This is a genomic window from Pantoea pleuroti (assembly GCF_014156615.1).
Lineage (GTDB): Bacteria > Pseudomonadota > Gammaproteobacteria > Enterobacterales > Enterobacteriaceae > Pantoea > Pantoea agglomerans.
In genome coordinates, this window is the sequence record NZ_SBFD01000002.1 from 280,874 (window position 1) to 304,592 (window position 23,719).

15 protein-coding genes are annotated in these 23,719 nt (G+C 53.6%); 4 read left to right on the forward strand and 11 right to left on the reverse strand.

Annotated features, from left to right (window positions below; genetic code table 11):
- Positions 1 to 30 precede the first annotated feature (30 nt).
- The 6 genes from EPG66_RS05330 to serC form a co-directional block, all read right to left on the reverse strand.
- Positions 31 to 2,286 carry a DNA internalization-related competence protein ComEC/Rec2 gene (locus tag EPG66_RS05330; protein WP_182686152.1) on the reverse strand — a complete coding sequence of 752 codons (2,256 nt, stop codon included), beginning with the start codon at positions 2,284 to 2,286 and terminating at the stop codon, positions 31 to 33.
- Positions 2,287 to 2,490: 204 nt separating this feature from the next.
- Positions 2,491 to 2,775, reverse strand: a complete 285-nt coding sequence (gene ihfB / locus EPG66_RS05335; RefSeq protein ID WP_003849360.1) for an integration host factor subunit beta — start codon at positions 2,773 to 2,775, stop codon at positions 2,491 to 2,493.
- A gap of 82 nt (positions 2,776 to 2,857) precedes the next feature.
- Positions 2,858 to 4,531: a 30S ribosomal protein S1 gene (gene rpsA / locus EPG66_RS05340; RefSeq protein WP_003849352.1), complete on the reverse strand. Its 1,674-nt coding sequence runs from the start codon at positions 4,529 to 4,531 to the stop codon at positions 2,858 to 2,860.
- 108 nt (positions 4,532 to 4,639) lie between these two features.
- Positions 4,640 to 5,326, reverse strand: coding sequence for a (d)CMP kinase (gene cmk / locus EPG66_RS05345; protein ID WP_182686154.1), 687 nt, complete (start codon positions 5,324 to 5,326; stop codon positions 4,640 to 4,642).
- A gap of 198 nt (positions 5,327 to 5,524) precedes the next feature.
- Positions 5,525 to 6,811 carry a 3-phosphoshikimate 1-carboxyvinyltransferase gene (gene aroA, locus EPG66_RS05350; protein WP_031594113.1) on the reverse strand — a complete coding sequence of 429 codons (1,287 nt, stop codon included), beginning with the start codon at positions 6,809 to 6,811 and terminating at the stop codon, positions 5,525 to 5,527.
- Between the two features lie 82 nt (positions 6,812 to 6,893).
- Positions 6,894 to 7,979: a 3-phosphoserine/phosphohydroxythreonine transaminase gene (serC, locus tag EPG66_RS05355; RefSeq protein WP_010669757.1), complete on the reverse strand. Its 1,086-nt coding sequence runs from the start codon at positions 7,977 to 7,979 to the stop codon at positions 6,894 to 6,896.
- Between the two features lie 326 nt (positions 7,980 to 8,305).
- On the opposite strand from serC, the gene ycaO reads away from it, so the two are divergent.
- The 4 genes from ycaO (at position 8,306) to pflA (ending at position 14,563) form a co-directional block, all read left to right on the forward strand.
- On the forward strand, positions 8,306 to 10,069 hold the full coding sequence (gene ycaO, locus EPG66_RS05360; protein ID WP_182686156.1) for a 30S ribosomal protein S12 methylthiotransferase accessory factor YcaO: 1,764 nt from the start codon (positions 8,306 to 8,308) through the stop codon (positions 10,067 to 10,069).
- A gap of 373 nt (positions 10,070 to 10,442) precedes the next feature.
- Positions 10,443 to 11,303, forward strand: coding sequence for a formate transporter FocA (gene focA, locus EPG66_RS05365; protein WP_010254939.1), 861 nt, complete (start codon positions 10,443 to 10,445; stop codon positions 11,301 to 11,303).
- Positions 11,304 to 11,374: 71 nt separating this feature from the next.
- On the forward strand, positions 11,375 to 13,657 hold the full coding sequence (gene pflB / locus EPG66_RS05370) for a formate C-acetyltransferase (protein WP_031594115.1): 2,283 nt from the start codon (positions 11,375 to 11,377) through the stop codon (positions 13,655 to 13,657).
- 165 nt (positions 13,658 to 13,822) lie between these two features.
- Complete coding sequence (gene pflA / locus EPG66_RS05375; RefSeq protein WP_010254935.1) at positions 13,823 to 14,563, forward strand: pyruvate formate lyase 1-activating protein; 741 nt, start codon at positions 13,823 to 13,825, stop codon at positions 14,561 to 14,563.
- 543 nt (positions 14,564 to 15,106) lie between these two features.
- Here the strand turns inward: pflA and EPG66_RS05380 are convergent.
- The 5 genes from EPG66_RS05380 to EPG66_RS05400 form a co-directional block, all read right to left on the reverse strand.
- The gene (locus EPG66_RS05380) at positions 15,107 to 16,258 is read right to left on the reverse strand and encodes an MFS transporter (RefSeq protein WP_182686158.1); all 1,152 of its coding nucleotides are present in this window, start codon (positions 16,256 to 16,258) and stop codon (positions 15,107 to 15,109) included.
- Positions 16,259 to 16,576: 318 nt separating this feature from the next.
- A complete protein-coding gene (serS, locus tag EPG66_RS05385) occupies positions 16,577 to 17,869 on the reverse strand; it encodes a serine--tRNA ligase (protein ID WP_010254930.1) in 1,293 nt (430 codons plus the stop codon).
- 92 nt (positions 17,870 to 17,961) lie between these two features.
- Positions 17,962 to 19,305 (reverse strand): replication-associated recombination protein A, encoded by a 1,344-nt coding sequence (locus tag EPG66_RS05390; protein ID WP_033757131.1) that lies wholly within the window; start codon positions 19,303 to 19,305, stop codon positions 17,962 to 17,964.
- A 7-nt stretch (positions 19,306 to 19,312) separates the two neighbouring features.
- Complete coding sequence (gene lolA, locus EPG66_RS05395; RefSeq protein WP_003849334.1) at positions 19,313 to 19,924, reverse strand: outer membrane lipoprotein periplasmic chaperone LolA; 612 nt, start codon at positions 19,922 to 19,924, stop codon at positions 19,313 to 19,315.
- A gap of 177 nt (positions 19,925 to 20,101) precedes the next feature.
- Positions 20,102 to 23,653: a DNA translocase FtsK 4TM domain-containing protein gene (locus EPG66_RS05400; RefSeq protein WP_182686168.1), complete on the reverse strand. Its 3,552-nt coding sequence runs from the start codon at positions 23,651 to 23,653 to the stop codon at positions 20,102 to 20,104.
- Positions 23,654 to 23,719: the final 66 nt, after the last annotated feature.

Consider the following 23,719-nt stretch of genomic DNA (forward strand, 5'->3'; position numbering starts at 1 on the left):
TATTCACGCTGTTGGAAATAGCCGGCCATTCTACCTGGATTCGCGTTTGACGCCAAACCACTGATGATACCAACGGGGCATTAATTGATCCCGCAAGGTGGAAACCTGCGCTCTGCCCTGCTCTATCCTGATACTGATTTGTCCTGACTGACCCGTATCCAGCCAGTGAAAACCAGCCGTTCGATAGTTTTCCAGCACATTTTTCGCGGGCATACGCCATGCATTGTAGCGTGCCAGCGAGGCGATAGCGGTGTGGCCTGCGGCTTTACGCAGCAGCAATGAGGTCGACGACGTTCGGCTTCCGTGGTGCGGGACCTGCAGGATATCGACCTTCAGCCCCTGCTTCTCCAGCGCCACCAGCTGGCGTTCCGCTTTCGCTTCAATGTCACCGGTTAACATCAGACGAACCTGACCATCATCGACGATCACCACACAGGAGTCATTATTCCCGCCCGGCAGGGGTGCCGTCAGCGGCCAGACCACCCGAAAGTGGAGCTGCCGCCAGCGCCACTGCGTGCCCCGTACGCAGGGTAAGTGTGCCTCATCAGCCAGCGCACTTCTGACTTCAACCGCTGGCCAGCGTTGAGTAATCGCCTCCAGCCCGCCAGTATGATCCAGATGTTTATGACTCAGGATGACCTGTTTTAACCGTAACTGCCTGCGCTCCAGCCACGGAATGATCACCCGACTCCCCGCATTATCGTTCTGCCAGCGCGGGCCGGTATCATACATCACTGCCTCATCGCCCTGGCTGATCACCAGACTCAGACCGTGCCCGATATCCAGCATATCGATTCGCCAGCCTTGCTCCTGATTTGGCTGGCGACTCAGTATCATTGCCAGCGCTAAGGCGCCGCTGCTTAACGGCAGAGAGAAAAAGAGTTGCGCACGCCAGAGAATCAGACCGCCCCATACCATGACCGTAAACCAGGTTGTACCACTCAGCGGCCACCAGCCTGGTGGCAGCAACGTCAGGCAATGAAACAGTGCACGTAAAGAGAGATCGGCCGCTCCCCAAAAGAAGCCGGATAAATGCGCTACCGGCAGCAGCAGGGCGAGCGTCACCAGCGGCATGGTAATAAACGAGACGACCGGAATCGCGACAACATTTGCCACCAGCGCAGTCAGGCTGATGCCGTTAAAAATCGCCACCTGCAACGGCACCATTAAAATCATCATGCCCACCTGTAAATGCAGCAACTGTACCGGAATCCAGCGCCGTTGCCGACGGAACGCCGCAGGCAGCGGGAACCAGTGATACCAGACCAGCAGCATGCCGACAGCCAGTACCGAGAGCCAGAAGCTGTCAGAGAGCACGGTCAGCGGGTCGGTTACCAGCAGCAACGCAATACAGAACGTCCAGACCTGCCAGCTATTCAGCTGAACACCCGCAAACCGTGTTATCGCCCATAGCGTCAGGGCAAGCAGTGAACGCTCTGCGGGAGGCTGTGCACCGGAAAGCCAGGTATAGATTGCAGCAAACAGCCAGCTCACGATGAGAGGAAAAACATAGCTGATATAACGGGCTGGCAAGATAAATTGCACCCCACGCGCAATCATCCAGCCGGTGCTGGCGGCCAGGGCGATATGCATGCCCGATATCGCCATCAGATGCGCGGTACCGGTATCCCGCAGTAGCTGACGCGTCTGCTGGCTCATCTCATCCCGAATGCCAAAAGCCAGTGCCTCCAGCGTTGCACGCGCAGGCATTGCACGGGTCCTGTCACGGTGCCATAAAATAAATCGCCAGCGGCTATCACAGCGATCGCTTACCGCTACCTGTTTAAGGATTCGTCCCTGAAGCGGCGTATTATTAGCCAGTGCAAAACGCTGCGCATCGAAATCACCCTCATTAAGGCGGGCATGTACCGGTCGCAGGCGCAGTTTCATCGTCCAGCGTTGTCCTGGACAGTAGACCTCCGGATCAGCATCAAACCAGAGCCAGGCAAAGCGAGGCGGAAAAATCATCCTGCCCTCCTCTTTCAGCAGACGAACCCGGATTTGTTTACGCTCTTTCCGCAGTTCACTAATCTGAAGGGTGTAGGTGGCAGGACGCGCCGAGAACTTTTCAATATCCCGTACCATGAGACGGGCGTCGTTACAGGCCCATGCCAGAAACAGCAGAGTAATACCGGCCAGACGGACGGGTTGGTAAGGGCAATGCAGCAGAGCCAGTCCTGTGAGGAGGAAGCCCCCCATCACCTCACCGGAAGGCAGCCGGGCCATTAGCAGTAGCGGTAACGTCGCAACGATCGCCAGTCGCGCCAGAACGGTCCATGTCAGCATAATCGTATCCATTGATTCAGTTCGATTATTCTGGGCAAAGGAGATGAAAGTAACAGCGGATGATCAGGCAGGCTGGAGCGGTCTCGCAAAGAAAGTGCGGCGTTGCAGTGTTGATGACAGCAATCCGGATGTCAGGTCTGAGCCTGAATCGCAGGCAAAAAAAAACGACATCCGGAGATGTCGTTTATCTGGTTCGGTATCGGCTTAGCCGTAGATATTTGCGCGATCGCGCAGCTCTTTGCCTGGCTTAAAGTGGGGAACGTATTTACCTTCCAGATCCACTTTGTCACCCGTTTTCGGGTTACGTCCAGTACGCGGAGCGCGATAGTGCAAAGAAAAGCTGCCGAATCCCCGGATTTCAATGCGTTCGCCCTGTGCCAGCGTAGTGGCCATGTGCTCAAGCATCTCTTTTACTGCATCCTCAACGACTTTCGCCGGTATATGAGTATGCTGTCCCGCCAGTCTTTCGATCAGTTCTGACTTGGTCATGTAACCTCCGGTTTATCCCTGTGGGAATGTATGACAGCTTTTACCGAAACCGGGTGGTTGCCCACCCGGTGCTTCAGGCCGATTACTCGCCTTTAGCCGCTTTGAACGCTTCAGCCATAGCGCTAGAGAAATTGCCTTCTTCCTGTTTGGTGTTAACAGTATTAATAGCTTCTTTCTCATCAGCCTGGTCTTTCGCACGGACAGACAGGCTTACGACACGGTTTTTACGATCAACGCCGGTGAACTTAGCTTCAACGTCGTCGCCAACGTTCAGAACCAGAGTTGCATCTTCAATGCGGTCCAGTGAAGCTTCAGAAGCGCGCAGGTAACCCTCAACGCCGTCTGCTAATTCAACTGTAGCACCTTTAGCATCAACTGCAGTCACTTTACCGGTGACGATGGCACCTTTCTTGTTCAAAGTGATGTAGTTGTTGAACGGATCTTCTGCCAGCTGTTTAACGCCCAGAGAGATACGCTCGCGCTCTGCATCAACCTGCAGTACAACGGCAGCGATTTCGTCGCCTTTTTTGTACTCACGAACGGCTTCTTCGCCAGTCGCGTTCCAGGAGATGTCAGACAGGTGAACCAGACCGTCGATGCCGCCATCCAGGCCGATGAAGATACCGAAGTCAGTGATTGACTTGATTTTACCTTCAACACGATCGCCTTTGTTGTGCGTCTCAGCGAACAGCTGCCATGGGTTAGATTTACACTGCTTCAGACCCAGGGAGATACGACGGCGCTCTTCGTCAATGTCCAGAACCATAACTTCAACCACGTCGCCTACGTTAACAACTTTAGACGGATGGATGTTTTTGTTGGTCCAGTCCATTTCAGACACGTGTACCAGACCTTCAACGCCTTCTTCGATTTCCACGAAGCAGCCGTAATCAGTCAGGTTGGTAACACGACCGGTCAGGCGGGTGCCTTCCGGATAGCGTTTAGCGATAGCAACCCATGGATCTTCGCCCAGCTGCTTCAGACCCAGAGAAACACGGGTACGCTCGCGGTCGAACTTCAGCACCTTAACGGTGATTTCGTCGCCCACGTTGACGATTTCGCTTGGATGCTTAACGCGTTTCCATGCCATGTCAGTGATGTGCAGCAGGCCATCAACGCCGCCCAGATCAACGAATGCACCGTAGTCAGTCAGGTTCTTAACGATACCTTTGACTTCCATGCCTTCCTGCAGGTTTTCCAGCAGCTGATCGCGCTCTGCGCTGTTTTCGGATTCGATAACCGCACGACGTGAAACCACGACGTTGTTGCGTTTCTGATCCAGCTTGATCACTTTGAATTCAAGCTCTTTGCCTTCCAGGTGCAGCGTATCGCGCACCGGACGCACATCTACCAGTGAACCTGGCAGGAACGCACGGATACCGTTGAGCTCAACTGTGAAGCCGCCTTTAACTTTGCCGTTGATAACACCGGTAACAGTTTCAGCGTCTTCGTAAGCTTTCTCCAGCGTGATCCATGCTTCATGGCGCTTAGCTTTCTCACGGGACAGCAGGGTTTCACCGAAGCCGTCTTCCACTGCATCCAGAGCAACATCAACTTCGTCGCCTACCTGGATTTCCAGTTCGCCGGCTGCGTTCTTGAACTGCTCTGCAGGAATTGCAGATTCAGATTTCAGACCCGCATCAACCAGAACGACATCTTTGTCGATAGAAACGACGATGCCACGAACGATAGAACCCGGGCGGGTTTCGATTGTTTTTAAGGATTCTTCAAATAGTTGAGCAAAAGATTCAGTCATATTGATAATCTTCAGGATTCTTCAATTTAACGTCCATCTGACTTCATGTCGGATGGGGTTGTTTCACATGCCCGGCACCGGATCCATGGTACAGGGTGGTAGATTCAGTTAAGCCGTAATACCCAGCTTCTCGCGGGCATATTGTAGCGCTTTTTCAATGACTTGATCGATAGACATCTCGGTAGAGTCCAGAACCAATGCATCGCCAGCGGATACTAAAGGCGCAATTGCGCGATTACGATCGCGGTCGTCGCGTTCTTTTATCTCGGCTAAAAGGCGGTCAAAGTTAACATTAAAGCCATTATCCTGCAACTGTAGCATACGGCGCTGAGCACGCTCTTCCGGGCTGGCATCAAGGAAAATTTTCACTGGCGCATCCGGAAAAACCACGGTGCCCATATCACGGCCATCAGCAATCAGGCCCGGCATCTCGCGGAAACCGCGCTGGCGGCGCAATAACGCTTCGCGTACCCGGGGAAAAGCGGCAACACGAGAAGCGGTGTTGCTGACCTCCTGAGTACGGATTTCTCCGGTGACATCTTCACCTTCAAGTATGACCTGCATTTCACCATTTTGTGACAAAAAGCGCACATCCAGGTGAGCGGCAATCGGCACCAGCGCTTCTTCAGATTCAATATCCACCTGATGATGCAATGCGGCTAACGCCAGCACGCGATAAATAGCACCGGAGTCCAGCAGATGCCACTGCAGCGATTCCGCCATCGCTTTGCACAGGGTTCCCTTTCCCGCTCCACTTGGCCCATCAATAGTTATGACCGGGGCAGTTACTGTCATTATTCCCTCCTGTTGCTGCGTGCTTCCTGACCTTTCGGTCACCATTAATGACTAGCATTATACGCTGCATAGCACGGCTTGGTTACCCTTTCGCACTGATCAGGTTCGTAATCTTAGTCAATTCAGAGGATCTCTGGCCTGTTACAGCCAGATAAAATCAGGGGAGTTCCGGTGCGAACCGCACCGGAAAGGGAGATATCAGGCGCTCTGGCTTATTTTAGCCAGCTGAACGAAATAGTCCGGGAAGGTTTTAGCAGTACAGCCAGGATCGAGAATGGTCACCGGGGTATCAGAAAGTGCAACCAGAGAGAAACACATCGCCATGCGGTGGTCATTGTAGGTACCAATATCCGCATGAATCAGCGTCGCTGGCGGCGTAATACGGATGTAGTCATGACCCTCTTCGACTTCTGCCCCGACTTTACGCAGCTCTGTGGCCATTGCGCTCAGTCGATCGGTCTCTTTTACCCGCCAGTTATAAATATTGCGTAACCGGGTAGTGCCCTCTGCAAATAGCGCCGTAGTCGCGATGGTCATTGCAGCATCCGGAATATGGTTCATGTCCATATCGATGGCCTGCAGTTTTCCGGCCGTACAGGCAATGTAATCATCGCCCCACTCAATCGTCGCGCCCATCTTTTCCAGCACGTCAGCAAACCGGATGTCACCCTGCACACTCTGGCGTCCAATCCCGGTGACACGAACCGTTCCGCCTTTAATGGCGGCAGCGGCCAGGAAATAGGAAGCGGAAGAGGCATCGCCTTCAACCAGGTAATCACCCGGCGACTGATACTGTTGCTGTCCCTTGATCAGGAAGCGCTGATAGTTCTGATTCTCAACCTCGACGCCAAAGCACTGCATCAGATTGAGGGTAATATCGATGTAAGGTTTCGACACCAAATCACCTTTGATGGTGATGCAGGTATCCTGCTGTGCAAGCGGCGCGGTCATCAGCAGCGCTGTCAGGAACTGGCTGGAAACGCTGCCATCCACACTGACTTCCCCCCCGGTAAAACCACCGCGTAAACGCAGCGGCGGATAGTTTTCGTTTTCCAGGTACTCAATGGTTGCTCCGCCCTGACGAAGTGCGTCAACCAGATGCCCGATCGGACGCTCTTTCATGCGGGGTTCACCGGTCAGTTCGATATCGTGCTGGCCCAGACAAAGCGCCGCGGCCAGCGGACGCATTGCGGTTCCGGCATTGCCCAGAAACAGTGACAGCGGTTGAGATGCGTGCAGTGGCCCGGCATTTCCCGTCACTTCACACAGGGTGCGATCGCTGGAAAGCGTATAGTTTACGCCAAGCGCGGTCAGCGCATTCAGCATGTGCTTAACGTCGTCGCTGTCGAGCAGGTTGGTGAGACGGGTTGTACCTTTAGCCAGAGCAGCCAGCAGCAATGCACGATTGGAAACGCTCTTTGAGCCGGGCAGATTTACCGTGCCGTTGACGCGCGCAATCGGTTGGAGAGTCAGGGAGTCCTGCATGTGAAACGAAATCCTCAAAAAATACAGAGACCTCGCCGTGTGACGAGGTCTGGCATCAGCATCAATGCTGATATCTTAATAATCAGCCGTGACGGCGTTCAAAATCGACCATGAAATCGGTCAGGGCCTTCACACCTTCCAGCGGCATCGCATTATAAATAGAGGCGCGCATACCACCTACTACACGATGGCCTTTAAGCGCGTGTAATCCCGCCTTAAACGACTCTTCCAGGAACAGCGCATCGAGTGAAGCATCAGCCAACTGGAAAGGGATGTTCATGCGTGAGCGGTTTTCTGTCGCCACATCATTACGATAGAAGCCACTGTGATCGATTACGCCATAAAGCAGGTCAGATTTTGCCTGATTGATACGATCAATTTCAGCCACACCGCCCTTCTCTTTCAGCCATTTAAACACCAGACCTGAGAGATACCATGCAAAAGTCGGCGGGGTGTTAAACATCGAATCGTTATCGGCCAGCACTTTGTAATCGAGGATTGAGGGCACAGAGGCGTGCGCCTGACCCAGCAGATCTTCGCGAACGACAACCAGCGTTAATCCGGCCGGGCCCACATTTTTCTGCGCACCCGCATAGATCACACCGTAACGACTCACATCGATCGGGCGTGACAGAATGGTGGATGAAAAATCAGCAACAACAGTTTTACTGCCAAAGTCGGGCTGTTCGTCAATCGCGATGCCATCAATGGTTTCATTCGGGCAGAAATGCAGGTAAGCGGACGTCTCACTCACCTCCCATTCGCTCATCGGCAGGATGGCCCGTTTACCGTCGCGCGTTGTTTTGACATCCAGCGTGCGTGGGGAACAATACTTTTCCGCTTCTTTTATTGCGCTATGCGCCCAGTAACCACCATCAACATAGTCGGCACTGGTCGCTTTACCCAGCAGATTTCCCGGTACGGCAGCGAACTGCGCACGCGCCCCGCCATGACAGAATAAAACTTTGTAATTGGACGGTATTTTTAGCAGATCACGGAAGTCCTGCTCCGCTTCTTCAGCCACCTGGATAAACTCTTTACTGCGGTGGCTGATCTCCATTACAGAGGTACCCAGACCGCGCCAGTTCGTCAGTTCCTGTTCTGCACGACGAAGCACTTCAACCGGTAGCATCGCCGGGCCAGAGCTAAAATTATAAACTTGCGTCATTTCCCCTCACCACTGTCATATCGAACGGTTATGAATAACCATCCGGTTTTATCACTGCATTCTGATAGCTGCAATCATAAATCAGGGAGCGGTCACATTTTCTGAATCTGGCTCGCCGGAGGTTATGTTACCAATGCAAACCTGCGCGGAATTTTGTGAGGCTTTATCCAGCGCCATTAATCCGCGTTTGGCCTGAGAGCAGAAGTGATGAAAACTAAGCCGGTAAAGTAAGCCGGTAAAAATGTCCCGCCCTGATAGCGGTCTGTTAGCAAAATCCGTATCATTGCGCGCTTTACGCACCCTATGACAACTGAGAGAGCGGCACTATGACGCAAACATTTATCCCGGGCAAAGATGCCGCACTGGAAGACTCCATTGCGCGTTTCCAGAACAAGCTGCAGGATCTTGGCTTTAACATTGAAGAAGCGTCCTGGCTTAATCCTGTCCCCCATGTCTGGTCAGTGCATATCCGCGACCGCGATTGCCCGCTCTGTTTTACCAACGGCAAGGGCGCCAGTAAAAAAGCGGCGCTGGCCTCCGCGCTGGGCGAGTATTTCGAGCGTCTCTCAACTAACTATTTTTTTGCTGACTTCTGGCTGGGAAAAAAGATCGCTAACGGCGATTTTGTTCACTATCCCAATGAAAAATGGTTTGCGTTACCTGATGATGAGTCCTTACCTGAAGGTATTCTGGATCCGCGCCTGCGCGCATTTTACGATCCCGACAATGCACTGACGGCTTCCGGCCTGATTGATCTGCAGTCCGGGAATACTGAACGTGGTATCTGCGCCCTGCCCTTTACCCGTCAGTCCGACCAGCAGACTGTCTATATCCCGATGAATATTATCGGCAACCTCTATGTCTCAAACGGCATGTCGGCAGGTAATACCGCGAATGAAGCGCGTGTTCAGGGGCTGTCTGAAGTGTTTGAGCGCTACATTAAAAACCGCATTATTGCTGAAGCGATCAGCTTGCCTGCGATTCCTGATGACGTGATGCAGCGTTATCCTGAGGTGATCGAAGCCATTGCACGTCTTGAAGCGGAAGGCTTCCCGATTTTCGCTTATGACGCCTCTCTCGGCGGTAAATATCCGGTTATCTGCGTGGTGCTGTTTAACCCAACCAACGGAACCTGTTTTGCCTCATTTGGTGCTCACCCTGATTTCGGTGTGGCGCTGGAGCGTACCGTTACCGAGTTGCTGCAGGGCCGAAGCCTCAAAGATCTGGATGTGTTTACCCCACCGACCTTTGATGACGAAGAAGTGGCTGAGCATGCCAACCTTGAAACACACTTCATCGATTCAAGCGGCCTGATCTCCTGGGATCTGTTTAAAGAAACTGCGGATTATCCTTTTGTCGACTGGTCATTCGCGGGCAGCACCGAACAGGAATTCGCCACGCTGATGGCAATCTTCGCCTCGGAAGATCAGGAAGTCTATATTGCGGATTACGAACATCTGGGTGTCTATGCCTGCCGCATCATCGTGCCAGGCATGTCTGATATCTACCCGGCAGAAGATCTGTTCCTGGCGAACAACAGCATGGGAGCGGGCATGCGTGAAACCCTGCTGGCCCTGCCTGACAGCAACTGGAATCCGGAAGAGTATCTGGATCTGATTGGACAGCTTGATGATGAAGGCTTTGATGACTTCACCCGCGTTCGTGAGCTGCTGGGTCTGGCGACCGGTAAAGACAATGGCTGGTACACGCTGCGTGTTGGCGAATTAAAAGCGATGCTGGCGCTGGCGGGCGGCGATCTGGATCAGGCATTGATCTGGACAGAATGGACGATGGAGTTTAACAGCTCAATCTTTACGCCAGAGCGCGCTAACTACTATCGTTGCCTGCAGACCCTGCTATTACTGGCTATGGAAGATGAGCGTGATCCATTGCAGTATCATCACGCTTTCCTGCGGATGTATGGTGAGAGCGCAATGGAAGCAGCCTCAGCCGCGATCAGTGGTGAAAATCCGTTTAACGGCCTTCAGGCTGTTGATGATGAGCTGCAGGCCTTCCCGGCCCATCAGTCTCTGCTTACCGCCTACGAAAAACTGCAAAACGCCAAACGTCACTACTGGAAAAACGCGTAAGCTCTGACGCGTCAGACTGAAAGCAGACGGCTAAACATGGCACTGGATTTATCTGGTGCCATCATTCTCCACTTTCTCTATGAAACATTAGCTACTTTAAAATTCCTTCCTATTACATCACATCATTTTAATTAACATATAAGCCATTAATTAATAACACAGCCTGAACTAAAAAAGTGGCGCATCACTTTATATTAAAATATTTTTGTATTTTTAAAATATATTTATTTATTTATATTCAGTTAGTTAAATCATTATTTTCTCATTAATTTGCGACCAGTGGGTTACCACCCTGGCAAACATGATCCATATCAATTACTGACCTATACTCCTTTGTTAGTATTTTTTCAGACAACTTCAGGAGTAAGTTAGTGTGAAAACTGACAACCCTTTTAATCTTTTATTACCCGCCGCGATGGCGAAAGTGGCCGAAGACGCGGGTATCTATAAAGCAACCAAACATCCTTTTACGACCTTCTTTCTGGCAATAAACGCCGGCGTATTTATCTCAATCGCATTCGTTTTTTATATTACAGCAACCACCGGTAGCGGCGCGATGCCCTATGGCATAGCCAAACTGATTGGAGGTATCTGCTTCTCACTCGGCTTAATGCTGGTCGTGGTATGCGGTGCTGACCTTTTTACCTCTACTGTATTAATCGTTGTCGCCAAAGCCAGTGGTCGTATCAGCTGGGGACAGCTGGCCCGCAACTGGATTAACGTTTACGCCGGTAACCTTGCAGGCGCACTCTTCTTTGTCGCCCTGATGTGGTTTGCCGGACAGCACATGGTCGCGAATGGCGCCTGGGGATTGAATGTTCTGCAAACCGCCGACCACAAGATGCATCACACCTTCATAGAAGCGGTTTGTCTGGGTACATTGGCCAATCTGCTGGTCTGTCTCGCCGTCTGGATGAGTTACTCAGGCCGCACCCTGACCGATAAGCTGGTCGTGATGATTCTGCCTGTTGCGATGTTTGTCGCAAGCGGTTTCGAACACAGTATCGCCAACATGTTTCTTATACCCTATGCCATTGCTATTCGTGACTTCGCGACACCTGAATTCTGGCAGGCAGCTGGCACCACGGCGGCACAGTTTCACTCACTGACCCTCAGTAACTTTATTATCGACAACCTGATTCCCGTAACGATCGGAAACATTATCGGCGGCGGCGTTCTGGTTGGGTTGACCTACTGGGTTATCTATCTCCGTAAAGGTGACCAGGTTCATTAAACGCATTTTTGACGGCACAGGAAGTTGGCTGTGCCCGACCGTAAAGTCTCCTCATATAAGGCAGGTATATTATGACCGAACTTAATGCAAAACTGGCTTCAGCATGGGAAGGATTTGCTGAAGGCGAATGGCAGAATAGCGTCAATGTGCGCGACTTCATTCAGAAAAACTACACCCCATATGAAGGTGACGAGTCATTCCTGGCGGGTGCCACCGAAGCGACTACCAAACTGTGGGAAAGCGTGCTGGAAGGCATCAAAATTGAGAACCGCACCCACGCGCCAGTCGACTTCGACACCGATCTCGCCTCAACCATTACCTCGCACGACGCGGGTTACATCATTAAGCCACTGGAAAAAATTGTTGGTCTGCAGACCGAGGCGCCATTAAAACGCGCCATCATTCCTTATGGCGGCATCAAAATGGTTGAAGGGTCATGCAAAGTGTATGGCCGTGAACTCGACCCTTCACTGAAAAAAATCTTCACCGAATACCGCAAAACGCACAACCAGGGCGTGTTCGATGTTTACACTCCGGACATTTTGCGCTGCCGTAAATCAGGTATCCTGACCGGCCTTCCTGATGCTTATGGCCGTGGCCGTATTATCGGTGACTATCGTCGTGTGGCGCTGTACGGCATCGATTTCCTGATGGCGGATAAGTTCGCTCAGTTCGCCTCACTGCAGGAAGATTTAGAGAATGGCGTTAATCTGGAAGCGACCATTCGTCTGCGTGAAGAGATTTCTGATCAGCACCGTGCGCTGGCCCAGATCAAAGAGATGGCAGCAAAATATGGCCATGACATCTCCGGTCCGGCTACCAATGCGGTTGAAGCAGTACAGTGGACTTACTATGGCTACCTGGCTGCAGTTAAATCACAAAACGGTGCTGCCATGTCATTTGGCCGCGTCTCAACCTTCCTTGATGTTTACATCGAACGTGACCTTAAAGCCGGCAAACTGACTGAAGAACAGGCACAGGAACTGATTGACCATCTGGTGATGAAACTGCGCATGGTTCGCTTCCTGCGCACACCTGAATATGATGAGCTGTTCTCAGGTGACCCAATCTGGGCAACGGAATCCCTGGCAGGTATGGGCGTTGATGGCCGTACTCTGGTCTCAAAAAGTACGTTCCGCTTCCTGAATACCCTCTACACCATGGGTCCTTCACCTGAGCCGAACATGACCATCCTGTGGTCAGAAAAACTGCCGATTAATTTCAAAAAATATGCCGCTAAAGTCTCTATCGATACCTCATCTTTGCAGTATGAGAACGATGACCTGATGCGTGCTGATTTCGACAATGATGACTACGCAATCGCCTGCTGCGTGAGCCCGATGATTGTCGGCAAACAAATGCAGTTCTTTGGCGCACGTGCCAACCTGGCGAAAACGCTGCTCTACGCAATCAACGGCGGCGTGGATGAAAAGCTGAAAATGCAGGTTGGACCGAAAGGCGACAAAATCAGCGACGACGTGCTGGATTTCGACACCGTCATGGAGCGTATGGATCACTTCATGGACTGGCTGGCAAAACAGTATGTGACTTCGCTGAACATCATTCACTACATGCATGATAAGTACAGCTACGAAGCGGCACTGATGGCCTTACATGATCGGGATGTCTACCGCACCATGGCCTGTGGTATCGCGGGTCTCTCTGTCGCTGCGGATTCACTTTCTGCCATTAAATATGCCAAAGTGAAACCGATCCGTGACGAAGATGGTCTGGCCATCGACTTCGATATCGAAGGCGAATATCCGCAGTTCGGTAACAACGACTCACGGGTAGATGACCTGGCCTGCGATCTGGTTGAACGCTTCATGAAGAAAATTCAGCAGCTGAACACCTATCGTAATGCCGTGCCGACTCAGTCTGTTCTGACCATTACTTCGAATGTGGTATATGGTAAGAAAACCGGTAACACACCAGATGGACGTCGCGCTGGCGCACCGTTTGGACCAGGTGCTAACCCGATGCATGGTCGTGACCAGAAAGGTGCGGTTGCCTCACTGACTTCCGTCGCGAAACTGCCGTTTGCCTATGCGAAAGATGGTATCTCCTATACCTTCTCAATCGTACCAAACGCGCTGGGTAAAGATGATAACGTGCGGAAAACCAACCTTGCCGGTCTGATGGATGGTTACTTCCATCACGAAGCCAGCATTGAAGGCGGTCAGCACCTCAACGTTAACGTTATGAACCGTGAAATGCTGCTGGACGCGATGGAACATCCAGAGAAATATCCGCAGCTGACCATTCGCGTTTCCGGTTACGCTGTCCGCTTTAACTCACTGACTAAAGAGCAGCAGCAGGATGTGATTACCCGAACCTTCACTCAGTCACTGTAATTACCTGCTCTACCCGATCAAAAAGGCTCCGCGAGGAGCCTTTTAATTAAAAGTCTGTTCTGGTGGTCATCTCCATCAAGGTTCCCACCAGAATCGATTTCCTGCCCTGAGCGCAACAGAGATTGCGCCGTCTGTCCCGGCAGACTCACTGGAGAAAACATCGCAATGTCAGTTAACGGTCGTATCCACTCATTTGAATCCTGCGGCACCGTCGATGGTCCCGGTATCCGTTTTATCACCTTCTTCCAGGGCTGCCTGATGCGCTGCCTCTACTGCCACAACCGCGACACCTGGGATACTCACGGTGGCAAAGAGATCAGCGTCGAAGCGCTGATGGCGGATGTGCTCTCCTATCGCCATTTTATGAACGCCTCTGGCGGCGGCGTCACGGCCTCAGGCGGTGAAGCCATTCTTCAGGCTGAATTTGTGCGCGACTGGTTCCGGGCCTGTAAGGCCGAAGGTATTCATACCTGTCTCGACACCAACGGCTTCGTACGCCGCTATGATCCGGTGATCGATGAACTGCTCGACGTTACCGACTTAGTGATGCTCGACCTGAAACAAATGAATGATGACGTGCATCAGATTCTGGTGGGTGTCTCCAATCACCGTACGCTGGACTTTGCCCGTTACCTGCAGAAAAAAGGCAAACGGACATGGATCCGTTTTGTCGTGGTGCCTGGCTATTCCGACGATGATGACACCGCGCATCGGCTGGGTGAATTCACGCGTGACATGGAGAACGTTGAGAAGATTGAATTACTGCCCTATCACGAGCTGGGTAAGCATAAATGGATTGCGATGGGTGAAGAGTACAAGCTGGACGGGGTGAAGCCACCGAGCAAAGAGACGATGGAGCGCGTGAAAAACATTCTCGCCAGCTATGGCCACGAAGTGATGTACTGAAGAATCTGCCACAAAAAAGGGTGCTTAACGCTGGTCAGTTAAGATTAGATTTGTAAAGGCTGTCACGGTCAAACGTGGCAGCTTTTTTTCCGGGCGAGCGAGCCGCAGCACCTCTGCTGCTGCCGGGCCGTCCTCGCGCCGCTCACGCGGTACCTTCGGCTGTGACGGCGTGGAATTCTGGCCCGCCGTCACGCCTCAGCGCTGCGGATAGCCCTTTCAGCAGCAGAGGCGCTCAGGCCTCCACTCTCGTGCCCTTTTTAACAATACACACTGAAGTTTCAGAGCAGGGAGGGGCCGGGCAGGGGCAGGCAATCCGCAGCGCTGAACAGAATGAGTCTGCCAGGAGAGCCCGCAGGACGCGGGCGAAAGACGGGGCGTCACAGGATGTGCCATCCCCGGCGGTCCGTCAGGCAGAGGAATGACGTGAAGGAACCGAGCAGCGGCGCGAGGACCGCCAGCCCCTGCCCGGCACCAGACTGCGTTATCACCTGTCGCTTAACTGACTGGCATTAAGCTTAACGCTCCCTTTTTGCTGTTCAGCGATCAGGCATGTGCCACTGGCGTAGCCTGATGATTCGCTTTGCGCAGCAGCATCACCAGATAAACTAGCGCCACAGCAGCGATCATCACGAACAGTAGCTGGTCAGAATAATTCTGCATCAGAACAGAGGTCATTGCCGGTCCAGCCAGACTGCCCACGGTATAACTCATCAGCAGCGCCTGATTCATCGCAACCAGTTCATGATGCGCAACCGTCTCGCAAGCCCAGGACATCGCCACCGGATAGAGTGTGAAGCCCGCCAGTCCCAGAACAAACAGCGCTGGCGCCATCGCGGCATTGGTTAACATGGCCATCGCCCCCAGGATAACCACAAAGACCTGGACTCGCAGCACCAGCATGCGACCAAAACGATCGGCCAGACGGCCAATTGGCCACTGGCCCACAATGCCTGCGCTGACCAGCAACGCCATCCAGTAACCCACATTAGCATCACTCATACCCTGATGTGACAGGTAAAGCGGCATCAGGCCATAAAGCGAGCCCAGAAGGATGCCAGAGATAATGCAGCCATTGATGCCCAGCCGTGAGCTACGGCGACGCAGCATCGGCCAGATGCGGGCCGGAGCGGCTTCTGTCGCTTCACCGCTGGCGGAGACGCGAGTAAAGACCAGCGGCAGCACGGCGCAGAAGACCAGCGACGTCACCCATGGGATCACGCTGAGTAATTCCGTAGACAGTTTGCTGACCAGCAACTGGCCTGTCACGGTGCCGATATAATAGACAACCATATAGGCCGCCAGCAGCTGTCCCCGATTACGTACCGTTCCGCTGCACAGAAGTGCGCTCTCAACCACCACCCACATCAGCGCACAGCCGACACCGGCGATGAAACGCATTGAACTCCATGCCCAGAAACCCGACATCATCGCCAGGCACAGGGTCGCGACGGCAAACATCAAGGTAGCCAGGTAGTAGCTGCGGTTGAAGCCGTACTGCCTGATTAACCAGCCAGCCAGCAGAGTTCCTGCGAGGTTACCGGTGTAATAGGAGGAGCTTACGATGCCCACCTGCCAGGTTGTCAGTAAGTCATGCGTCAGCCACAGTGGAACGAGCGTATTCAGCACGGCAATTGCGACCGTCATTAACATCAGGCCGCAAAGCAGCAATATCACAGGGCGTGACCAGATTGACATAGGGGATAGAAACCAGAGCAAATGAAGGAAATTGCGCGCAGTTTGCCACTGGCTTTTTTAAAGTCAATGGGCGGATTTTGACGGCAGCACATTTTGCTGTGAGACAATTTAATTTACTAATCTTCAGTGGGTTACAATTGTAAGAAGCGGCAGGTCGCTAAATGCTATCTCTATGAAAAATTAGGTTTTTAGCCATTCCGTCCTCACTGATATCGATAACGTTTATTTGTGATTAAATTGAGGCCTGACAAAACAGTTTTTCCGGAGCTATAACATAAAAAAACCCGGCCATGGCCGGGTTCAGAGAGTCACTGTTGCTTAGCCGATAATTTCGACGCCATTCATATAAGGGCGTAAAACCTCAGGCACAGTGATGCGGCCATCTTCCTGCTGATAATTTTCCAGCACCGCCACCAGGGTACGCCCTACGGCCAGCCCTGAGCCATTCAGGGTATGAACCAGACGCGGTTTCTTATCCTGTTTGTTGCGGCAACGCGCCTGCATACGACGCGCCTGGAAATCACCCATGTTGGAACAGGATGAAATTTCACGATAGGTATTCTGCGCCGGTAGCCAGACTTCCAGATCGTAAGTTTTAGTCGATCCAAAGCCCATATCGCCGGTGCAGAGTAAAACCTTACGATATGGCAGGTTCAGCAACTGCAGCACTTTCTCAGCGTGACCGGTCAGCTCTTCCAGTGCATCCATTGACTGCTCCGGCGTGACGATCTGCACCATCTCAACTTTGTCGAACTGGTGCATACGGATCAGGCCACGCGTGTCACGACCGTAAGAACCCGCTTCAGAACGGAAGCACGGCGTATGCGCGGTCAGTTTAACCGGCAGGCTATCCTCTTCGAGGATCTCATCGCGCACCAGGTTAGTCAGCGGCACTTCCGCAGTAGGAATCAACGCATAGTTGCTGCTGTCTGACTCCTCTTCCAGCGGACGGGTGTGGAACAGGTCTTCGCCAAACTTAGGCAGCTGTCCGGTACCGTAAAGCGTTTCGTGGTTAACCAGATAAGGCACGTAGGTTTCAAGGTAGCCATGCTGCTCGGTGTGCAGGTCAATCATAAACTGACTCAGTGCACGGTGCAGGCGGGCAATCTGCCCCTGCATGACCACAAAGCGTGAACCGGTCAGTTTCACGGCAGACGCAAAATCCAGGCCTTTAGCCGCTTCACCCAGCTCAACGTGATCTTTAACCGGGAAGCTGAACTCGCGCGGGGTACCCCAGCGGCTCACTTCCTGGTTTTCGCTGTCATCTTTGCCCAGCGGCACTTCATCGGCCGGAATGTTCGGCAGTGCCAGTGAGAAGTCACGGATTTGATTCTGCAGTTCATCCAGTTCTGCTTTTGCGGCATCCAGGCGTTCGCCCAGCGCGTTCACTTCCTGACGCAGCGGCTCGATGTCTTCCCCACGTGCTTTGGCCTGACCGATGGATTTGGATCGGGAGTTACGCTCTGCCTGCAGATTTTCTGTTTCCACCTGCAGCACTTTGCGACGCTCTTCAAGCGAACGCAGCGTTTCCACATCCAGTTTGTATCCCCGGCGTGCCAGTTTTTCTGCGACTGCGTCTGGCTCGTTACGCAGCAGATTGGGATCGAGCATGCTTATCCTGTGTATAAAAAGTTGGTTGAAAGAAGGGACGCATTCCAGCGGAATGCGTTGAAAACATTGCCCACATTACCGTAACGTCTGTTTCAGCGGTAGCGTTTTGTCGGGCTATTTTGATCCTGCTCGGCCAGCCAGCTTAGCTTTTCACCAATCTTACCCTCAAGCCCGCGCTGGGTTGGGGTGTAATAGCGCGCGCTGGCCAGTTCCTGCGGGAAATAGACTTCGCCAGCAGCATAGGCGTTGGTTTCATCATGGGCATAACGGTACTCTTTACCCAGGCCCATCTCTTTCATCAGCTTAGTCGGGGCATTGCGCAGATGTTCCGGCACATCGTAATCGGGATGGTCGCGCGCATCACGCATAGCGGCTTTAAACGCGTTGTAGACCGCATTACTTTTAGGCGCGCAAGCCAGATAAACAATGGCCTGGGCAATCGCGCGCTCCCCTTCTGCCGGCCCGACGCGCGTGAAGCAATCCCAGGCCGCAATCGCCACCTGCATACCGCGTGGATCGGCATTGCCGACATCTTCGGAGGCGATTGCCAGCAACCGACGAGCCACATAGAGCGGATCGCCGCCCGCAGTGATAATGCGCGCATACCAGTAGAGCGCCGCATCCGGTGCGGAGCCGCGTACCGATTTGTGCAGTGCGGAAATCAGATCGTAAAAACGATCGCCTTTATTATCAAACCGCGCGGATCGCTCACCAGAGACTTCGTTAAGCAGCTGCGGCGTCAGTTCTCGCTGACCTGATGCGGTGATTTCGGCCATATCAGCCATCATCTCCAGCGTGTTCAGCGCCCGACGTGCATCACCATTAACCAGTTCAGCGATCATCCTGCGTGTGTTGTCCGGCAGCACGATGTCACTGTCGCCATAACCTCGCGCTTTATCCTGCATTGCCTGATCCAGCACCTGCTCAATATCTTCCAGAGTCAGTGATTTCAGCAGGTAAACGCGGGCGCGTGACAGCAAAGCAGAGTTAAGCTCAAAAGAGGGGTTTTCGGTGGTCGCACCAATGAAGGTAATGGTGCCATCTTCGATATGGGGCAGAAAGGCATCCTGCTGGCTCTTGTTGAACCGATGGACCTCGTCCACAAACAGGATAGTGCGCCGCCCGGCATGTTTATTCTGACGGGCCCGCTCAATCGCCTCACGGATCTCTTTTACGCCAGAAGTGACGGCCGAAATACGCTCCACATCGGCGTTACCGTAATGGGCAATGATCTCAGCCAGCGTGGTCTTGCCGGTCCCGGGTGGTCCCCACAGGATCATTGAATGCAGGTGCCCTGCTTCAATCGCGCGCGGCAGAGGTTTGCCTGCACCCAGCAGATGTTGCTGACCAATGTACTGTTTCAATGTTTCTGGCCGCATACGCGCGGCCAGAGGTTTGAAATTTTCGGTGGAAAAATCCAGGGACAGGTTACTCACCGTGACCTCACTGACGTTGGTCGTCCACCGTCACGCCTTTTGGCGGTGTGAACGTGAATTTATCCGGGCTGATAGCGCCATTCTGCTGGCTTTTCAGCTGGTAATCGCTGCGCTGGCCATCCTGTTCGATAGCACTGAAGCGGTTAATGGTCCCGCTGGACGTCACCTGGATGGTGAACTGTTTCAGGTTGCCGTCGCTGTTCTTAGGTGTCAGTTCAAAATTGTCACCCTGCTGTTTGATATTGTACTGCTTCCAGTCATTTGACTGGTTGCGGGCAATCAGCATAAAGGGCGTGTTGCTGGTCGCATTCTGCAACAGGCTGACTGTCGCCTGCTCAACAAACGGGTTGTAGAACCACAGCGATTTACCGTCGGAGATGATGATGCTTTCGTCCGGCGCAGTCATGTGCCAGTTAAACAGGCTGGGACGTTTTACCCACAATTCGCCTTCGCCGTCCTGCACATTCGCGCCGCTGCTGTCGGTCACTTTTTGGGTGAAGCTGGCGTGGAAGCTGCTGACCTTGTTCAGGCGCTGTTGCAGATCACTGGAAGCATCAGCCAGAACGCTGGCTGAAGAAAAGGTGGCCAACAGGCCCAGAGCGATTACGCGTAATTTCATCTGCTTCAATTCCTTATTTAAACGTTCCCATCGATAACTGCATTAAGCCTGGCCGCCGTTCCGCCATCAGAACAGAGGAAAAAACCGAAAGCTGATTCAGATATGGGGTTTAACCGCATAAAAACAATGAGCCAGTCGGAACTGGCTCATTGCGTTGTGTTTCAAAACATTTAGCCACTACATATCGTGTGGCGGTGGCGACAGCACTTCACGGTTACCATTGTGTCCTGGTGCAGAAACGATGCCCTGCGCTTCCATCTGTTCAATGATACGTGCCGCGCGGTTATAACCGATGCGGAACTGACGCTGAACGCCTGAAATCGACGCTCGGCGCTTATCGACCACAAAACCGACCGCCTGATCGAACAGCGGATCGAGCTCTTCATCACTGTCGATACCACCGGCACTTTCGCTCTCTTCGCCCGCCGTAATGCTGTCGATATATTGCGGACGACCACGCGCTTTCCAGTCCTGAACCACTGCATGCACTTCCTGGTCACGAACAAACGCACCGTGAACACGAATCGGCAGCGAGGAGTTCGGCGGCATGTAGAGCATGTCACCCATACCCAGCAATGACTCCGCGCCGCCCTGATCGAGAATGGTACGTGAGTCAATTTTGCTGGAAACGGTAAAGGCGATACGCGTCGGAATGTTCGCTTTGATCAGACCGGTAATGACATCCACAGATGGACGCTGTGTCGCCAGTACCAGATGGATACCGGCAGCACGGGCTTTCTGTGCCAGGCGCGCAATCAGCTCTTCCACCTTTTTACCGACTGCCATGATCAGGTCAGCAAACTCATCGACCATCACAACAATATAAGGCAGCTTCTCCAGAACCGGCGGCGTCATATCCATGCTGTCGCCCGGTTTCCAGAACGGATCGGGAATCGGACGACCCATCGCTTCGGCCTGTTCCACTTTTTCGTTGTAGCCCGCCAGATTACGCACGCCCAGCGCCGACATCAGCTTGTAGCGACGCTCCATTTCACCGACGCTCCAGCGCAGCGCATTGGCAGCATCCTTCATGTCTGTGACAACTTCGGTCAGCAGATGCGGAATACCTTCATAGACCGACAGCTCAAGCATTTTCGGGTCGATCATGATGAAGCGAACTTCTTCCGGCGTCGCCTTATACAGCATGCTGATAATCATGGCGTTTACGCCCACAGATTTACCGGAGCCGGTGGTACCGGCGACCAGTAAGTGTGGCATTTTCGCCAGATCGGCCACCACCGGCTGACCGGCAATGTCTTTACCCAGCACGACGGCCAGCGGTGAAGGGTTGTCGCGGAATTTAGGGCAATCCAGCACTTCACGCAGATAGACGGTCTGACGATGCTTGTTTGGCAATTCCAGACCTACGTAAGGTTTGCCTGGGATCACTTCCACCACACGAACCGCTACCGTCGACAGCGAACGCGCCAGATCGCGGGACAGGTTGGAGATACGCGCCGCTTTCACGCCCGGTGCCAGGTCGAGTTCGAAACGGGTAATAACCGGGCCAGGCGAGATACCAACCACCTCCGCTTTGACGCGATAATCGCCTAAGCGTGACTCCACCAGACGGGCCGTCTGCTCCAGCGAGAACATATCAACCGGCTCTTCCTCTTCAGGCGGTGCGGTCAGCAGATCCAGCGAAGGCAGTGGCGTGGAGGGTTTCTCCAGCGGCTGCTCGTGACGCATCAGGAATGGATGAATCAAGCTGTCATGCAGTGAAGGTTTCGCCTCTTCCACCGGCTGAACCGGCACCGCCGCTGGCGTGCTATAGGCAGGCGCAGCGTAAGCCGGAGCCTGAGGAGCCGCAGGGGCACCATAAGCGGGCGCAGAGGTTGCCGCAGGTGCAGCATAGTCAGGTTCAGACGGTGCTGCCGGCGCGCTATAGGCAGGCTCTGCCGGGGCAAAGCTGGCTGGTGCAGGAACATGAGCCGGAGCCTGAGGTCTTGAAACCTCACTCACCTGCTGCCAGGGTTCGTGCGAAACCGCCGGGGCTTCAGTTTCTGGCGTCGCCGCAATGGTAAACAGCGGTTCAGAAGGACCGTCATCTACCAGATCTTTCATCGGTGAAAAATCAAACGCTGAGGCGGTATCAATATTGAATACCGGCTCTTTTTTCACTTCTGGCTCATAGCGCTGCTGTTGCTGCTCGGCGAACTGACGCGCCAGTGCATCCTGCTGCTGTGCATCCTGCTCATCTTCCTCATCCTGCTGCCAGCTGGTGCCGTAACGCTGCTGCTGTTCAGACTGGAAGGCCTGACGCAGTTCAGCCTGCTGCAGCGCCTCTTCAGCATCCGGAGCAGAGGAAACGGATCCAGCACTGACCGGTTCGGTCTCTTCCGTTTTCGCTTTCTCTTCTGCCATGCGCTGAGAAGGCAGCTTAATACCATAAGAGGCCAGCTCACGACGGGTTGGCAGTTTTACCGGGTTAGGACGCGGCAGTGCCGGACCGATACCCTGTTTAACCTGCGGATTGAGATTGGTTTCAGGGGCTAAATCAAAAACAGGCGCAGTACGCGTTGTTACCTGGGCTGCCGTTGCAGCGGCTGCCGCTGCTGCAGATGCCGCTGCTGCAGATGCCGCAGGGATGACCGACGTATCCCGCCAGTTACCCATTTTAGGTTCATCGTCGTCGTAAGCACTGAACGACGGCGTAACCGGAGCGTCGTCTGGCATTTCAAAATGATAAAGCGGTGGTGAGTCTGCGGGTGCAGAAGCACTCTGCGCCGGCGTCGGGGAATTCGCCACACTCTGAGGAGCTGGCGCGCTCTGTGCGTACGCAGGCGCAGGTTGTGCAGACGGCGATGCAGGGATGGATGTCGCTGACGCGGCAGGCGCCGAAGCTGTAACCGCAGCAGCAGGTGCAGGCGTCACCGTGGCTGCCGGGGCAAGAGTCACCTCGGCGGCTTCAGCGGTAGCCGCGACTGCCGCACTGGTGGCTGCTGCAGCTTTAGCCAGCAGCGGATCCTGCTGTGACGCCGCAGGCTCAGCAGCTGCACGTGGGGCAGAAAGCAGCACATCATCATCCTGATCGGCGGCATGAAGCTCAGGCACATCCGCGTATTCACGCGCGTCCCGCTCGTCATCCTCTTCCTGCCAGGGTTCATCGTGACGTGAGCGGTTGCTGGCAAACGTCAGTACGCCCATGACCACGCCACCAATTCTTTCTGCAATGGTGAGCCATGACCAGCCGGTGTAAAGGGTAATACCCGCCGCCCAGACGCAGAGCAGCATCAGCGTGCCGCCAGCCGGACTGAACCAGGGTGCAATAGCATTACTGACCAGGCTGCCGATCACGCCGCCCGAGGCAAAGTACCAGATATCATCGGCGTTCAGCGCCGCCATACCACAGGTCGTCACCACCAGCGCGAGGACGCCAATTAAGCGCAGCCCGACGGCAAAGTAGTCAAAGTAGTCCTGGCTGTCGCGCTGACGGAAAGCAATCCAGCACAGACCCAGGATGACGGGCGGAATGGCATACGCCATCACACCAAAGATGAAGAGTAAGGTGTCAGCCAGCCAGGCACCGACGCTGCCGCCGATATTATGGATAGGTTCATGCCAGGCCGTTTGCGACCAGCTCGGGTCGGAAGGGTTAAAACTGACCAGAGAAACCATCAGGTAGATGGCAAACAGCGCCACCAGAATGAGCATCGCTTCCAGCAGACGACGTCCACTGCTCATCGATTGTAACGAAACGTCTTTATCTTCTGTATATTCCTGGCTCAAGAGGACTCTCCAGGTGCCTGTAAAGTAAGAAGCAACAGCGCCGGGCGAGCCCGACGCTGATCCTGT